Genomic DNA, 16,121 nt, shown 5'->3' with positions numbered 1-16,121 from the left:
ACCCACCCCGAACACGAACGGAACCGCCATGCGACGACGACTCGTCCCCGCCGCAGTGCTCCTGCCCTTCGCCCTCCTGCTCACCGCCTGCGGCGGGAACTCGTCCGCGAGCACCGGCACCGACGGCTCGGGCTCCGTCACCCTCGACGTGGGCGACCAGAAGGGCGGTTCGGAAGCCGTCCTGCGCGCCGCCGGAGAGCTGAAGAACCTGCACTACAGGATCAAGTGGTCGACCTTCACCTCCGGGCCGCCGCTGCTGGAGGCCGTGAACGCCAAGGCCGTCGACATCGGCGGGGTCGGCAACACCCCGCCCGTCTTCGCGGCCGGCGCCGGTTCGAGGATCAGCGTCGTGGCCGCCTGGCACGGCACCTCCAGGGGCGACACCATCCTCGTGCCGAACGACTCCAAGCTGACCAGGCCGCAGCAGCTCAGGGGCAGGTCCATCGCCGTCGCGCAGGGCTCCTCCGCGCACTACCAGCTGGTCGCCTCGCTCAAGGCGGCCGGGCTGAGCCTGTCCGACGTCAAGGTGAAGTACCTCCAGCCGGCCGACGCGCTCGCCGCGTTCACCTCCGGCAAGGTCGACGCGTGGGCGGTCTGGGATCCGTACACCTCGCAGATCCTCCAGGCCGGGCAGGGCCGGGTGCTCACCAGCGGGGACGGCATCACCAACGGCCTCACCTTCCAGGTCGCCGCGCCGGCCGCGCTGAAGGACCCGGAGAAGGCCGCCGCCATCAAGGACTACCTGGCGCGGCTGCGGCGGGCTACGGCCTGGGTGGACGACCACCAGGAGGAGTGGGCCAAGGTGTGGTCGAAGGACACCGGACTGCCCTACGAGGTGGCGCTGGCCTCCGTGAAGCGGACGAACTCCACCCGGATCGCGGTCGCCGTCGACAAGCCGCTGGTCGCCTCCGAGCAGCAGATCGTGGACGCCTTCGCCGACCTGAAGCTCATTCCGAAGAAGGTGGACTTCGCCGACTTCGTGGACCGGCGCTACAACGGTGACCTGCCTCCCTCGACGACCCCGGGCAAGGGCTGACCGGCCGGGAAGAGGCATGCCCGGCCCGCTGTTGGCCGGAGTGTGAACGAAGTACGCGAGGTCGAGGTCGTCGTGATCGGTGCCGGCCAGGCCGGCCTGGCCGCCGCCTACCACCTGCGGCGCACCGGATTCGAGCCGGGCCGCGACGCCGTGGTCCTCGACCACTCCCCCGGTCCGGGTGGCGCCTGGCAGTTCCGGTGGCCTTCGCTGACGTTCGGCAAGGTGCACGGGATGCACGCGCTGCCCGGCATGGAGCTGACCGGCGCCGACCCGGCGCGGCCCTCGGCCGAGGTCGTCCGGGAGTACTTCGACCGGTACGAACGCGCCTTCGCCCTGCGGGTACGGCGGCCCGTGGACGTGCGCGCCGTACGCGAGGGCGTCGGCGGTCGGCTGCTCGTGGAGACGTCGGACGGCACCTGGTCGACGCGGGCGCTGATCAACGCCACCGGCACCTGGGACCGGCCGTTCTGGCCGCGTTATCCCGGTCAGGAGACCTTCCGGGGGCGGCAGTTGCACACCGCGCGGTACACCGGACCCGAGGAGTTCGCCGGGCGGCGGGTGGTGGTCGTGGGCGGTGGCGCCTCGGGCACCCAGCATCTGCTGGAGCTGGCCCCGTACGCCGCCGCGACCACCTGGGTCACCCGGCGGCCCCCGGTCTTCCGCGAGGGGCCGTTCGACCAGGAGGCGGGCCGTGCGGCCGTCGCACTGGTGGAGGACCGGGTGCGTCAGGGGCTGCCGCCACGCAGTGTGGTCTCGGTCACCGGCCTGCCCTTGAACGACGCGATCCGGCAGGGTCGCGCGGACGGGGTGCTGGACCGGCGGCCGATGTTCGACCGGATCACCCCGGACGGCGTGGAGTGGCGGGACGGCAGTCGGGTCACCGCCGACGTGATCCTGTGGGCGACCGGGTTCCGGGCCGCGCTGGACCATCTCGCCCCGCTGCGGCTGCGCGAGCCGGGCGGCGGTATCCGGTTGGAGGGCACCCGCGCGGTCGTCGATCCACGCGTCCACCTGGTCGGCTACGGCCCCTCGGCCAGCACCGTCGGCGCCAACCGGGCCGGGCGCGCGGCCGTCCGGGACATCCGGCGGCTGCTGGCGCAGGAGCCGGTCGCCGCCTGAGCCGCCGTCGGGTCAGTTGCCCGACGGCTCCGGGGCCGGGACGCCCGGCGCGCTGCTGCTCGGGGGCTGGGCCGTCGCGGCGCCCTGGTGGACGGCGTTGAAGTCGGCCACGTTCCGAAGGTGCTCGTCGTAGTCCGCGGTGAAGCGCGTGTCCCCGGGCTTGACCGTGACGAAGTACAGCCAGTCGCCCGGCGTCGGGTTGAGCGCGGCGTGCATCGCGTCCTCGCCGGGGTTGTCGATCGGTGTCGGCGGCAGGCCCGTGCGCTGGTAGGAGTTGTAGGGGCTTTCGACGCCGGTGTCGCTCTGGCTGGTGCGGACGGCGTCGCGGTTCAGCGCGTAGTGGAGGGTCGAGTCCATCTGCAGCGGCATTCCGCTGTTCAGCCGGTTGAAGACGACCCGGGCGACCTTGCCCATGTCCGCCTTCGTCGCGGCCTCGGCCTGGACGATGCTGGCGATGGTGACGGTCTGGTAGACGTTCATCGCGTTGCGCTGGGCGCCGGCGGTGACGGGTGCGCCGCTGAACCTCTTCTCCGCCGTGTCGACCATGAGCTGCAGCAGGGACTCGGGGGTCGCCCCCTTCCGGACGGGATACGTCGCCGGGAAGAGATAGCCCTCCGGGTTGCCCGCGGCCTGGCTCGGCAGCTTCAGGGTGGCCTTGTCCAGGGACTTGCGGGTGCTGCCCGGGGGCAGTCCGAGCGCCTTGTCGACCGCGTCGTAGACCTGGCCGGCGCGCCAGCCCTCGGGGATGACCAGCGTGGCGGGCTTCTCCTGCACACCGCCGGCCGCCAGCGTCAGCAGCGGCACCGTCACCGCGGCACCGGCCACGACGGCGCCGGTCACGAGGAGGGCGAGCCTGCCCCGGCGTGTCAGTCGGATCGTGCTCCGTGGCGGAGTGTTCGTCTGCATGCGGGCACGGTAATACGCATATCACCCCAAACCCGGCATTATGTTCAGTTTGTCGGTTGCAGTTGAGCGTCCCGGCGCACCAGGGCCGCGTACCGCCCGTCCCGCTCCAGGAGCTCCTCGTGCGTGCCACGTTCGGCCACGCGTCCGGAATCCAGCACCACGATCTGGTCGGCGCCGCGGACCGTGGACAGGCGGTGGGCGATGGTGATCGTCGTGCGGTCGGCCGACAGCGCGTCGATCGCCTCCTGGACGGCGGCTTCCGTGCGGGTGTCCAGCGCGCTGGTCGCCTCGTCCAGGATGAGGACCGGCGGATCGCGCAGAATGGTGCGGGCTATCGCCAGGCGCTGCTTCTCACCGCCGGAGAAGCGGTGGCCGCGTTCGCCCACGATCGTGTCGTAGCCGTCGGGCAGGGCGGCTATGTGGTCGTGGATCTGTGCCGCCTCGGCCGCCGCGCGCAGTTCCCCGTCGGTGGCGTCCGGCTTGGCGAAGCGCAGGTTCTCGGCGACCGACGCGTGGAAGAGGTACGTCTCCTGCGAGACGACGCCGACCGCGCGGGCGAGGGTGTCGAAGTCGAGGTCGCGGACGTCCACGCCGTCCAGGGTGACGCGGCCGCCGGTGACGTCGTACAGCCGGGGCACCAGACAGCCGAGTGTGGACTTGCCGGCGCCGGTCGGGCCGACGACGGCGAGGCTGCCGCCGGCCGGCACGGTGACGTCGACACCGTCGAGGACGGGGACGCCCTTGTCGTCGTACCGGAACTCCACGTCCTCGAAGCGGACCTCGCCCTTGATCCGGTCGAGGCGGACCGGCCGCTCGCGCTCGGTGATGTCGATCGGCAGGTCCAGGTACTCGAAGATGCGCTGGAAGAGCGCCAGCGAGGTCTGGATCTGGACGCCGGTGGCGAGCAGGCTCACGGCCGGGCGGAACAGGCCCTGCTGGAGCGAGACGAAGGCGACGACGGTGCCGAGGGACGCCTCGGGACCGCCGACGGTGAGGGCGAGTCCGGCCGTCCAGTAGATGACGGCGGGCATCGCGGCCATGACGATCGTGATCACGGCCATGCGCCAGCGGCCGGCCATGTTGGATCTGACCTCCAGGTCGACCAGGCGCTCGGACTCCTCGGCGAAGGACGCCGTCAGCGAGTCGGAGCGGCCCATGGTGCGGCCGAGGAGGATGCCGCTGACCGAGAGCGACTCGGTGACCGTGGCCGCCATCGCGGCCATCTGTTTCTGCCGTTGGGTGGTGATCTTCTTGCGTTCGTTGCCGACGCGGCGGCTGATCCACACGAACGCCGGCAGCAGGAGCAGGGAGACGATCGTCAGCCGCCAGTCCAGGGCGATCATCGCGACGACGGTGGCGACCACGCTGGTGGCGTTGGACACCAGGGAGGTGGCCGTGGAGGTGACGGTGGCCTGCATGCCGCCGATGTCGTTGGCGATGCGGGACTGCACCTCGCCGGTGCGGGTGCGGGTGAAGAAGGCGAGCGACATGCGCTGGAGGCGGCCGTAGACCGCGGTGCGCAGGTCGTGCATGACTCGCTGGCCGACGGTGGTGGAGATCAGCGTCTGCAGCACACCGAAGACGCTGGACAGGACGGCGCTCAGGATCATGCCGAGCGCGAGCAGGCTCAGCAGGCCGGTGCGGCCCTGCGGGATCGCGACGTCGAGCGTCTCCTTCAGCAGGAACGGCGTGGCCACGGATACCAGCGACGAGGCGCCGACGAGCAGGCCGACGACGGCGAGCCGTCCGCGGTAGGGACGGAAGAGCCGCAGGATGCGGCGCACCTGCCGGGGCTGTTCACGGGTGTCGGCAGGCGGGGTCCAGGAGGGTTCACGGTCGGGGTGCATGGGCTCCTACGGGAATGACGGGCGCCGGCCGGGGTCGGCCGGCGAGGACGAAACGGATCGTAGCTCATTGTTACCTATACTCACAATGAACGGCATCCTGATATTGTTCCCGCATGACCACCCCCGATCCGGACGGCCTGCTCGCCGAGCAGTTGCTACGGCTCACCCGCCGGGTGCACCGCATCCAGAAACGCCATCTGGAACAGCGCGACCTGGGCATCACCCCCGCCCAGTCCCGGCTGCTGCGCACGCTCGCGCACTACCCCTCGCCGCCGCGCATGGCCGACCTGGCCGAGCGTCTGGAGGTCGTGCCCCGAGCGGTGACGACGCTGGTGGACGCGCTGGAGACGAGCGGCAGGGTACGGCGGGTGCCGGATCCGGCGAACCGGCGCGTGACCCGGATAGAGCTGACGGACGCGGGGCGCGCGGCCCTGCGCGAACTGCGCGGCGCCCGCCGCTCGGCGGCCGAGGAGATACTGGCGCCCCTGACGGAGAAGGAGCGCCAGGTGCTCGGCGTCCTGCTGGACACGCTGATCGACGGAGACGCCGGCCAGCGCTGCTGAACAGGGGCGGCCGCCGCGCAGCGCCTGGTGATGCACTCCGCCGCCGGTCTCAGCAGCGGCTGCGGTCCTCCGTCAGCACCCCCTGGACGGTGGTCAGGGAGTGGTCGTAGCAGCCGTCCGGGCCGAGGAGGCGGTAGCGCTCGGCCGACGTGCCCACCGCGTGCCGCTGCTCGCGCGGGGCGTCCACCGTGTAGGCCGCGTCGCCCCGGTAGGTGTCGTCCAGCCGCGACCACGCGGTGCGCCGGACGCCCTCGCGGACCAGCGCGGAGGCCCGGTCGCCGAGGGCGAGCACGGTGCGCAGCCGGCCGTCCGGGCCGAGGGTGGTGCTGCCGTTCACGGTGTACGTCCGGTCCGTGCGCGCCGTCCGCGCGGGGCCGTGGCCTGCGGTCCTGACCGCCTCGTCGTCGGTCCAGGCCGCGTCGAGGCCGTCCGTGTTCTCGCCGTCGGTCCAGCGGTGGACCGAGGTGTTGGCGAGCGTGCGGGTGACGGTGGTGGTCACCCGCCCGTGCGAGGTGTCCAGGTATCCGGAGACCGTGAGCCGGTGCCCGGCCTCGGTCCGCACCCGGTTCACCGCACCGGGCGTGAGGACGGAGGAGTCGGCCAGGCCGGTCGCCGTGTCCTCGGTGAGCGCGCCGGGGACGTGCGCGCGGTGCGCGTCCCGCCAGACCAGCACGTTCACCGGGGTGCTCCAGCCCGACCGGCCCGCGGGCGCGCCGACGACGGACACCTCGACGCGGTGCGGGCGGCCGTCGTTGAGGAGACCGGCGAACGGCGTGAGGTCGTACTCGACGGGCCGGACGTCGAAGGCGCGCGGAGCCGGGACGACGTACCAGAGGAAGGGGTTGGACCAGCCGCCCGTCCACACGTGCGGGAAGGGCGCCGCGATGCCGGCGAGCCGTCCGTCGACGGTGATCTGCACCTCGCGGTAGGGACCGCGATCGGCCTTGCACGAGTACGACGCCGGGTCGGCCACGGTCAGGTACCAGAACTCCTCGCACCCGCCGCCCGAACCGGTCGCGTACACCTCGGCGACGATCCGTTCGCTGTTGCGCGGCGTGGTGAGCGTCGTACCGGAGGGCGTGTCGGCGAGGGTGAGGACGCGGTCGGGGGCGGGGCTCGCGGAGCGGCCGGCGTAGAAGGTGAGAGTGACATGGACGTCGATGACACCGGTGTACGTGTCGTCCACCACGTTGCCGATCAGCATCTCGACGTCCCCGGAGCGGCGGAAGGTGTCGCTGTAACGGGTGACGTCCTTCTCCACATGCCACGCGATGCCGTCGGGCGAGGGCTCCGGGGTGGAGGTGCGCAGGATCTCGACCCCGCCGACGTGCAGATAGCCCAGCCGGTCGTACTGACGGCCCTTCACCTTGCCGTCGAGGCGCAGGACGACCCTGCTCCAGCGGTCCCCGCAGCCCTTCGGCGGCGTGTACGCGCCCCGGTACGGCGTGAAGTCGCGGAACTGCGCGTCGGCGAGGGTGACCTGACAGGACGTGGTGTGCGGCCGGTCGACGGGTGGGGCGGCGGTCACCGGGTCGTGCCAGTCGGTGCCGAACTCGGCCGGCACCTCGGCGGCTCGGGCCGCCGGTGCGCCCGTGCCGAACAACGCGCTCACCAGGAGGGTCGCTCCGGCGAGCATGGACATGACCATGCGTCTACTCATGGCCGGTGTTCTACGGGGAGACCAGCCAGCCCGCAATGACGCCTCGACAGATCGGCGCGATGCGGACGGCCACTGTCCGCCCCCGGGTCCGCCCCCTGTCCGGCCCGGAGGGGCATCCAGCACAGGGACGTTCAGTGATATAAGCGGATCTTACTGGCATAGTGCGTTCATGGAGATCGCAAAGGTGCCACTCTCCCGCCGCACGGCCCTCGTCCTCACCGTCGTCACGGCGAGCGCGGTCACCGGTGTCGCCGTCTTCGTCGGCACGCTTCCGCCCGCGGCCGACGGCTCGCCCGCACCCGGTCCGGCCGCCTCGTCCGGACCGCCCCCGGCCCCCGGCGCACCGGGCATCGGCGACCCGCTCGCGCCGCTCGCCGGCAACGGCGGCTACACCGTCCGCCATTACACGCTCGACTTCGACTGGCGCGCCCCCCGGACCCCCTTCGAGGCCGGAGCCACCATCAGCGCCACCGCCACCCAGGCCCTGTCCCGCTTCGATCTGGACTTCGCGGGCAACACGCTGCACCGCGTCACCGTCGACGGCGCACCGGCCACCGCCCGGCGCGACGGCGACGAACTCGTCCTCACCCCCGCACGGCCGATCCCGCGCGGCCGTGCGTTCACCGTCCGCGTCACCTACACCGCCGACCCGACACGGGGACGGCACCGCGACGACGCGATCCAGGACTACGGCTGGGTCCCCACCCCCGACGGCACCCTCGTCTGCGCGCAGCCCGACGGAGCCCGGATGATCTTCCCCGCCGACGACCACCCGAGCCTGCGGGCGCCGGTCACCTTCCACATCACCACCCCCGCGGGGCTGAGCGCGGTGGCCAACGGCCGGCTCGTCGGCAGGACCCGCCGCGCCGACGGCCGCACCCGGTGGACGTACGACTCCGAGCAGCCGATCGCGGCACAGCTGGTCCAGCTGGCCATCGGGAAGTTCACGTTCGTCGACAGCAGCGGCCCGAACGGACTGCCCCTGCGGGACGTGGTGCCGGACGAGCTGGTCACGGACACCGAGGCGTACCGCTCGCTCACCCCGGAGCACCTGGCCTGGCTGGAACGCCGGCTCGGCCCCTACCCCTTCCGCCGCTACGGCGTCCTGGTCGGCGACACCGACCTGCCGGTGGCGCTGGAGACGCAGTCGCTGTCCGTCGTACCGAGGGACGACCTGCTGGGCGACCGGGTCGACGCCGAGCGCAACCTCGTCCACGAGCTGACGCACCATTGGACGGGGGACAGCGTCGCCATCCGGCGCTGGTCCGACCTGTGGCTGAGCGAGGGTCACGCCCGCTTCTACGAACGGCTGTACTCCGACGAGCACGGCGGAGTGAGTCTGGAGTCCGCGATGCGGGCGGCCTACGAGCAGCTCGACCAGTGGCGGCACGACGAGGGAGCGCCCGCCGAGCCCACCGCGGACACCCTGTTCAAGGTGATGCGGTACGACGGCTCGGCACTGGTGCTGTTCGCACTGCGGGAGAAGGTCGGCGAGGCGACCTTCGACCGGATCGAGCGCGCCTGGGTGACCGCGTACCGGGGCCGGGCGGCCGGCACCCGGGACTTCGTCACGCTCGCGTCCCGGGTCGCCGGCGAGGACCTCGCGCCGTTCCTGCACCCCTGGCTCTACGGCTCGCACACCCCGGCCATGCCGGGCCACCCCGACTGGCAGGTCGACCCGGTCGAGGAGTGATCCGCGTGCGGGCTCGTCTGGTTGCCCCAGGCAGCCGAGCCGCTGCCGCCGACCGGGTGGCCTCTGCCGTACCGCTGGTCCACCCCGGTGACGCTCGCCACGACACGGCGCTCGGGGCACGGAAACGTACGAGGGGTGGCACCACGGGCAACTCCTTTGTCCTGGTTGCGAGCGAGCGTGGTTGGGAGAGCCTCTGCGATGAGAAGAATTGTTTCTGCACATGTCCCCGCGGCCATCAGGAGATGCCGCCTGACGGCTTGTGTGATCGCGGGTGCGGCTCTGCTGCCGCCACTGCTGATCCTCCCGACGTCCGGCGCCGAGGAGGCGGCGGACCGGCGCCTGCAGGACGCCTTCACGGACGCCGCACGCGAGTTCCAGGTGCCGCGCAGCGTGCTCATGAGCGTGTCCTACATGCAGTCGCGCTGGGACTCGCACCCGGGCACGCCCAGCGTCACGGGCGGCTTCGGACCGATGCACCTGGTGGACGCCGAACGCGTCCGGTCGTCCACGCCGGCGCCCCGCCCCGACACACCGGCCGGCGACGGGACGCGACCGCGGACGGGGGCTGCGGGCGCGTCGGCGGCACCGTCTGAGGCATCGTCGGCGGGGGCGGGGGGTTCGTCGGTGGGGGCATCGTCTGCCGGTACATCGCCGGGGCCTTCCGCGGGCACGGGGGGTTCGCCGGCGGGCGCGGCACCGTCCGCGGATTCGGCGGCGGGCGCGGCGGGGCTGCCGGCGGGGCCGGTGGGAGCGGTCGGCCATGCCGTGGAGCCGGCGGATTTGCAGCGTGCGGCGCGCCTGATCCAGGCCCCGGCCGGACGGCTGCGCACGGACGCCGTCGCCAACGTACGCGGTGGAGCGGCGCTGCTGGCCGCCACGCAGCGACAGCTCGGCAAGCCGCTGAGCAACAACCCGGCGGACTGGTGGGAGACGGTGGCGCGCTTCCCGGGCACCCGTGACGTCGCGTCAGCCGCGGCGTACGCCGACGACGTCTTCGCCCTGATCCGCCGGGGCGCGCACCGCACCACCGCCGAGGGGCAGGACGTCACCCTGCCCGCCACCCCCAGCCTGCAACCGCACCCGCGCGCACCCCGCGCGCAGGGCCCGCAGCGGCCGAAACAGGTCGAGTGCCCTCCCGAACTGGCCTGTGACTGGCTCGGCGCGCCGTACGAGGAGATCGGCGACAGCGACTACGGCAACCACGACCTGGCCGACCGGCCCAGGGACCAGCCGATCGAGTACATCGTCATCCACGACACCGAGGCGAGCCTGGCGAGCATGTTCCAGACGGTGCAGGACCCGACGGAGTCCTCGTGGCACTACTCGATCCGGTCCAGCGACGGTCACGTCACCCAGCACATCAGGACCAAGGACGAAGCCTGGCACTCCGGCAGCCAGTTCGTGAACGCCCGCTCCATCGGCGTCGAGCACGAGGGATTCCTCACCCAGCCCGGCACCTGGTACACGGAGCGGATGTACCGGGCCTCGGCGCGCCTGGTGCGGTACCTGGCGAACAACTACGACATCCCGCTCGACCGGCAGCACATCTTCGGCCACGACAACGTGCCCGCCCCGACCGCCGACAGCATCCCCGACATGCACGACGACCCGGGCCCCTTCTGGGACTGGCGGCACTACTTCGACCTCCTCGGCGCACCGCTGCGCGCCACGGCGGGACCCGACAGCGACATGGTCACCATCCTGCCGGACTACGGCAAGCACAAACCGCCGTTCACGGGATGCGCCGGCAGTGGTTCACCGTGTCGGCCGCACGGCTCCAGTGCCGTCCGGCTGTACACCGCGCCGGACGAGAAGTCCCCGCTGATCCAGGACCCGGGCCGCAAACCGGACGGCGATCCTTCCACGGTGGACGTCAACGACCTGGGATCGCGCGTCTCCGCCGGTCAGACCTTCGCCGTCGCCGACCGCAGCGGCGACTGGACGGCGATCTGGTTCCAGGGGCACAAGGGCTGGTTCAAGAACCCCAGGACGCAGCCGACCGCCGTCGGAGCGGCCGGGCGCATGGTCACGCCCAAGGAGGGCCTGGACGAGATCCCGGTGTTCGGGCGTGCTCTCCCGGAGGAGGAGGCCTACCCGGACGACATCGACGAGCCGACCGCGTCCCCGCTGCCGTACGGCTTCCTGGCGGGCCAGCGGTACGTCACCCAGGCCGGCGTCGGCAGTTCCTACACCGCCAAGTCGTTCAGCGACACACCGAACCCGGTGGTGTGGGGCCGGGAGCGGTACTACGAGATCCAGTTCGGCCACCGGCTCGCCTACGTCCGGGCCAGCGATGTGGACGTGGTCGGCTCGGCGCCGGCGGGCTCGCCGGGGCACCGGGCGGATTCGGCCGGCCGGTAGCGTCGTCGAAGCCGGGATCCGGTCGTCGGAGAGATCGGAGAGAGGGGCTGTGTCCGCTCGCTAGGCCGTGAGCGTGGCCCTGTCCCCCATCACCACCACGGGGTGGCCGGCCGGGTCCAGTGTGCGCAGCAGGATCTCCATGGCCTTTCTCGAGACGCTGACGCAGGCCGAGGTGCCGCTGCCGTGGTCCATGTGGAGCCAGATGCCGCCGCCCCTGTCCGCGCCCCAGGGGCGGGTGGCGTCGCGCGGCGGGGTGCCCCTGACACGGTTGTAGTCGATGGCGATGACGTAGTCGAAGTCGTGCTGGTGTGCCTCGTCCCACTCGGGCGGGGGCGCGTAGGCGTCCCGCTCGTGGTCGTAGGGCAGCCTGGTGCCCGGATCGGCGAGCACACCGCCCGCGTCGGTGAGGGTGAACACGCCGACCGGGCTGCGCTGGTCGCCCTCGTGGTGGTGCGTGGTCCAGCCACCGCGTCCGTTGTGCGCGGGCCAGCTGCCCGCCGCGCGCCAGCCGGCGCCCTGCCGCGTGTACAGCACGACCCGGGAGACGGGCGAGTCCCGCCGCTCGCCGTACACGGCCACGATCTGGCGGGAGTCGGCGGGGATCCGCCGGTACAGGCGGTCGCCGACGCCCGGGACGCGGGTCGGGTCGGGTGGGGCGGCCGCGGGAGCGTCGCTGCCGTGGGGGCCGTGCGCGCCGTGCACGGGGGCCGGGGTGGCGCAGGCGGAGAGCGTCGCGAGGAGGGTGCCGAGGGTCGCCACCGCGACCGTCGCGCGCCGCACGGTGTCGATCTTCACCTCGCCATGCTGTCACCGCACGCCGGCTGATGGCGTGTCCTCGCCCGAAGTAGCCGGATCTCGCGGGCCGTCGAGGAAAACCGTTTGAAATCCACCACTCCGTGACGCGAACCTTTCACGGTTTGCTGCCGCTCACCGCGGCGTTCCGCCGGGGTGCTCCCCTGCCCCCATCCGTCCTTGCCGTCCTTCCCTGTCCTCCCCTTGACACGAGCCACTGGGACATCATGCAGATCCAAGACCTTCCTTATCCCGATCCGGGCGTGCCGGACACGCGTTCGGGTCCCCGATTCCTGTGGTGGCTCTGGCGCAACCAGCTGGGTGGGCAGCTGAAGTCGCTCGCCTGGGGCCTGCTGCACTTCGTTTCCGTCTCCGCCCTGCCCTTCTGCGTCGGCCTCGCCGTGCAGGCGGCCATCGACCGCTCAGGCAGCAGGCTCGCCCTGACGGGTGGTCTGATGCTGCTCTGCGGTGCGGGCACCGCGCTCGGCGACACCTTCCTGCACCGGGCCGCCATCACCAACTGGATCACCGCCGCCGCCCGTGTCCAGCAGCTGCTGGCGCGGAAGGCCGCCCAGCTGGGCTCCGCCCTGACCCGGCGGGTGGCCGCCGGTGAGGTGGTGGCCGTCTCCACCGGCGACGTGGAGAAGATCGGCTGGTTCGTGGAGGCCGTCTCCCGTTTCACGGCCGCCGCGCTGACCGTGGTGGTCGTCTGCGTCGGCCTGCTCGTGTACCAGCCCGCGCTCGGCGTGGTCGTCGGCGTGGGGCTGCCCGTCGTGGCCCTCTCGGTACTGCCGCTGCTCCCCCGGGCGACGCGTCGCGCCGACGTCCAGCGCGAGAAGGCGGGCCGGGCCACCGAGCTGGCGTCGGACACCGTCGCCGGGCTGCGGGTGCTGCGCGGCATCGGCGGCGAGGAACTGTTCCTCGACCGCTACCGCCGGGCCTCCCAGGAGGTACGGCACGCCGCCGTGCGCAGCGCCCGCATGTGGTCGCTGATCTCCGCCGTCCAGGTGCTGCTGCCGGGGCTGCTGCTGATCGCCGTCGTCTGGCACGGCATCGACCTGGCCCGGCAGGGCCGGATCACGGTCGGCGAACTGGTCACCGTCTACAGCGCGGTCATGGTCCTCAACTACCCGCTGCGGCACTTCGAGGAGATCGCCATGGCGTACTCCTTCTCCCGCCCCTCCGCCAAACGTGCCGCGCGGGTGCTGGCGCTGGAGCGGTCCACGGCCACTCACGGCGTCCGTGCGGCCGAAGTGCCGGGTGGTGACCTGTACGACCCCGCGACCGGCCTGCTCGCTTCCGCCGGGCGGTTCACCGCCGTGGTGTGCGGTGACCCGGACGCGGCCGGCCGGCTGGCCGAGCGGCTGGGCGGCCACCCGACGGAGCCGGGCCGGTCGGCGCTGCTCGGCGGTGTACCCCTGGACGAACTCCCCCTCGACAGCGCCCGGACCGCCGTCCTCGTCCAGGACAAGGACCCGGTGCTGCTCTCCGGCACCCTGCGCGACCTGCTCGACGTGCCGGCCTCCGGTTCCGTACCGGCCGCGGACGCGCTGGCCGCGGCACAGTGCGGGGATGTGCTGGACGCCCTCGTGCAGGGGTCGCTGGACGCCGCGGACCCGATGGACGCCCGTATCACCGAGCGCGGCCGCTCCCTGTCCGGTGGCCAGCGCCAGCGTCTCGCCCTGGCCAGGTCGCTGATCACCGACCCGGAGGTGCTGGTGCTCGACGAACCGACCTCCGCGGTCGACTCGCACACCGAGGCCCGGATCGCGGACGGACTGCGCCGGCTGCGGTCGGGGCGGACGACCGTGGTGTTCACCTCCTCCCCGCTGCTGCTGGACCGCGCGGACCAGGTCGCCCTGGTGCACGAGGGCGAGGTCGTGGCGGTCGGTGAGCACCGCGACCTGGTCGACAGCGAGCCGCGGTACCGGGCCGTGGTGACCCGGGAGACCGACGAGGAACTGTCCGCCGACGACGAGGGCATCCTGCTGGACGCGCTCCAGGAGCTGGAAGAGATCGAGGAGAGCGCATGATCGGCGTAGCCCCACCGGCCTACGACCCGGCGGCCCCGACGACCGCCGCCACCCTGCCCGTCGGCGCCGCCGCGACCGTGCGCGCCTACGTCACCGAGCTGTTCCGCCGGCACCGGCGGGCGTTCCTGACCCTTATCACCGTCAACACGGTGGCCGTGATCGCCTCCATGGTGGGCCCCTACCTGCTCGGCGATCTGGTCGAGCGGGTGACGGACAGGTCCGAGGAGCTCCACCTGGGCCTGACCGCCGGGCTGTTCGTGCTCGCGCTGGTCGTGCAGGCCGGTTTCGTACGACAGGTACGGCTGCGGGGCGCGATGCTCGGCGAGCGGATGCTGGCCGACCTGCGCGAGGACTTCCTCATCCGGTCCGTCGGACTGCCGCCGGGCGTGCTGGAGCGGGCGGGCACCGGCGACCTGCTCTCCCGCATCACCACCGACATCGACCGCCTGGCCAACGCCATGCGCGAGGCCGTGCCGCAGCTGGCCATCGGTTTCGTGTGGGCGCTGCTGCTGCTCGGCGGGCTGGTCGTGACGGCCCCGCCGCTGGCCGCGGCGGTGCTGCTCGCCGTGCCGGTCCTGGTGATCGGCTGCCGCTGGTACTTCAAGCGGGCGCCGTCCGCCTACCGCTCGGAGGCCGCCGGGTACGCCGCCGTCGCCGCCGCGCTCGCCGAGACCGTGGACGCGGGCCACACCATCGAGGCGCACCGGCTCGGCGCCCGCCGCGTGGCCCTGTCCGAGCGGAGGATCGCGCAGTGGGTCGCGTGGGAGCGCTACACCCTCTGGCTCCGCTCCGTGCTCTTCCCGGTGATCAATGTCGTCCACCTCCTCGTGCTGGGCTCGGTCCTGATGATCGGCGGTGTGTTCGTCCTGCACGGTTGGATCGGAGTGGGCCAGCTGACCACCGGGGCGCTCATCGCGCAGATGCTGGTCGATCCGGTCAACCTCATCCTGCGCTGGTACGACGAGGTGCAGATCGCCCAGGTGTCGCTGGCCCGCCTGGTCGGTGTCCGGGAAATCGAGCCGGAGACCGGGGACGCCTCGGTGACCCCGGAGGGACGGGTCGTGCACGCCGACCGGGTGCACTTCGGCTACCGCGAGGGCGTCGACGTGCTGCGCAAGGTCTCCCTGGAGGTCGCCCCGGGCACCCGGGTCGCCCTGGTCGGCCCGTCCGGCGCGGGCAAGTCCACCCTGGGCCGGCTGCTCGCCGGGATCTACGCGCCCCGGGACGGCCGGGTCACCCTGGGCGGGGCGGAGCTGTCCCGGATGCCCGCGGAACGCGTCCGCTCGCACGTCGCCCTCGTCAACCAGGAGCACCACGTCTTCGTGGGCTCCCTGCGCGACAATCTCCTCCTGGCCCGCACCGGCGCCGCCGACGCCGAGCTGTGGGCGGCCCTGGGCGCGGTCGACGCGGACGAGTGGGCGCGGGCGCTGGACGACGGTCTGGACACCGAGGTGGGCTCCGGCGGCCTGGCGCTCACCCCGGCGCAGGCCCAGCAGATCGCGCTGGCCCGGCTGGTGCTGGCCGACCCCCACACGCTGGTCCTGGACGAGGCGACCTCGCTGCTCGATCCCCGCGCGGCCCGCCATCTGGAACGCTCCCTGGCCCGGGTCCTCGACGGCCGCACGGTCGTCGCCATCGCCCACCGTCTGCACACCGCCCATGACGCCGACGTGATCGCCGTCGTGGAGAACGGCCGCATCAGCGAGCTGGGCAGCCACGACGCCCTGGTCGCGGCGGAGGGCGCGTATGCGGCACTGTGGCGGTCCTGGCACGGGTGAGGACGGGCCGGCGGTGCTCGGCCGAGCGGTCGTACCGGCGAGAGGCGGCCGGGGCAGCCCCGCTCGCCGAGGGGTGCGGGCGCCTCGCGCCGGGCTGATCCACCGATCCCGTCCGCCGGCAGTGGCCGAGCCGTCAGGCTGCCGCCGGCGCCGGGCCGGTGCAGGGCGTGCCGTCCCGCCCGGAGCCGTGGCGTTGCGCGGTGCCGAGCAGGGGTGGAAGGCTGGAGAGCGGCACCGGTTCGGGGTGCGTCCGGGAACCAGGAGGTTCACGGCGGGTGATCCCGCGACCTGCGTGCCGACGGCCCGCCGTCCGCTGGGGCGGCACCCGGTCGT

At 72.7% G+C, this 16,121-nt stretch carries 11 protein-coding genes; 7 read left to right on the top strand and 4 right to left on the bottom strand.

Translation table 11 applies throughout. The features are described 5' to 3' along the window. Positions 1–28: 28 nt before the first annotated feature. The gene (locus ACZ3ZD_RS21670) at positions 29–1,036 is read left to right on the top strand and encodes an ABC transporter substrate-binding protein (RefSeq protein ID WP_467399710.1); all 1,008 of its coding nucleotides are present in this window, start codon (positions 29–31) and stop codon (positions 1,034–1,036) included. Positions 1,037–1,078: 42 nt separating this feature from the next. Then, the gene (locus ACZ3ZD_RS21665) at positions 1,079–2,155 is read left to right on the top strand and encodes an NAD(P)-binding domain-containing protein (RefSeq protein WP_467399708.1); all 1,077 of its coding nucleotides are present in this window, start codon (positions 1,079–1,081) and stop codon (positions 2,153–2,155) included. 12 nt (positions 2,156–2,167) lie between these two features. Here the strand turns inward: ACZ3ZD_RS21665 and mltG are convergent, their stop codons facing one another. Together mltG and ACZ3ZD_RS21655 are read right to left on the bottom strand one after the other, a co-directional pair. Beyond that, the gene (mltG, locus tag ACZ3ZD_RS21660; protein ID WP_467399705.1) at positions 2,168–3,061 is read right to left on the bottom strand and encodes an endolytic transglycosylase MltG; all 894 of its coding nucleotides are present in this window, start codon (positions 3,059–3,061) and stop codon (positions 2,168–2,170) included. A 44-nt stretch (positions 3,062–3,105) separates the two neighbouring features. After that, positions 3,106–4,908 (bottom strand): ABC transporter ATP-binding protein, encoded by a 1,803-nt coding sequence (locus tag ACZ3ZD_RS21655; protein ID WP_467399702.1) that lies wholly within the window; start codon positions 4,906–4,908, stop codon positions 3,106–3,108. Positions 4,909–5,021: 113 nt separating this feature from the next. Here ACZ3ZD_RS21655 and ACZ3ZD_RS21650 point away from each other — a divergent pair, with 113 nt between their 5' ends. Further along, entirely contained in the window at positions 5,022–5,471 is a 450-nt protein-coding gene (locus ACZ3ZD_RS21650) for a MarR family winged helix-turn-helix transcriptional regulator (protein ID WP_467399700.1), read from the top strand. Between the two features lie 49 nt (positions 5,472–5,520). Here ACZ3ZD_RS21650 and ACZ3ZD_RS21645 read toward each other — a convergent pair whose 3' ends face one another. Next, positions 5,521–7,131: a peptide-N4-asparagine amidase gene (locus ACZ3ZD_RS21645; RefSeq protein ID WP_467399698.1), complete on the bottom strand. Its 1,611-nt coding sequence runs from the start codon at positions 7,129–7,131 to the stop codon at positions 5,521–5,523. Positions 7,132–7,300: 169 nt separating this feature from the next. On the opposite strand from ACZ3ZD_RS21645, the gene ACZ3ZD_RS21640 reads away from it, so the two are divergent. After that, positions 7,301–8,824 carry a M1 family metallopeptidase gene (locus tag ACZ3ZD_RS21640; RefSeq protein WP_467399695.1) on the top strand — a complete coding sequence of 508 codons (1,524 nt, stop codon included), beginning with the start codon at positions 7,301–7,303 and terminating at the stop codon, positions 8,822–8,824. A gap of 282 nt (positions 8,825–9,106) precedes the next feature. Further along, positions 9,107–11,185, top strand: a complete 2,079-nt coding sequence (locus ACZ3ZD_RS21635) for an N-acetylmuramoyl-L-alanine amidase (RefSeq protein WP_467400185.1) — start codon at positions 9,107–9,109, stop codon at positions 11,183–11,185. A gap of 60 nt (positions 11,186–11,245) precedes the next feature. Here the strand turns inward: ACZ3ZD_RS21635 and ACZ3ZD_RS21630 are convergent, their stop codons facing one another. Continuing rightward, positions 11,246–11,980 (bottom strand): L,D-transpeptidase family protein, encoded by a 735-nt coding sequence (locus ACZ3ZD_RS21630; RefSeq protein WP_467399693.1) that lies wholly within the window; start codon positions 11,978–11,980, stop codon positions 11,246–11,248. Between the two features lie 224 nt (positions 11,981–12,204). On the opposite strand from ACZ3ZD_RS21630, the gene ACZ3ZD_RS21625 reads away from it, so the two are divergent. Then, on the top strand, positions 12,205–14,010 hold the full coding sequence (locus ACZ3ZD_RS21625) for an ABC transporter transmembrane domain-containing protein (RefSeq protein ID WP_467399691.1): 1,806 nt from the start codon (positions 12,205–12,207) through the stop codon (positions 14,008–14,010). Then, positions 14,007–15,788: an ABC transporter ATP-binding protein gene (locus tag ACZ3ZD_RS21620; RefSeq protein WP_467399689.1), complete on the top strand. Its 1,782-nt coding sequence runs from the start codon at positions 14,007–14,009 to the stop codon at positions 15,786–15,788. The genes ACZ3ZD_RS21625 and ACZ3ZD_RS21620 overlap by 4 nt, the downstream gene beginning before the upstream one ends. Positions 15,789–16,121 lie beyond the last annotated feature (333 nt).

The organism is Streptomyces sp. NPDC023481, assembly GCF_055560195.1.
The sequence above is the reverse complement of the archived record's forward strand: the minus strand, read 5'-3'. Positions and strand labels throughout refer to the sequence as shown.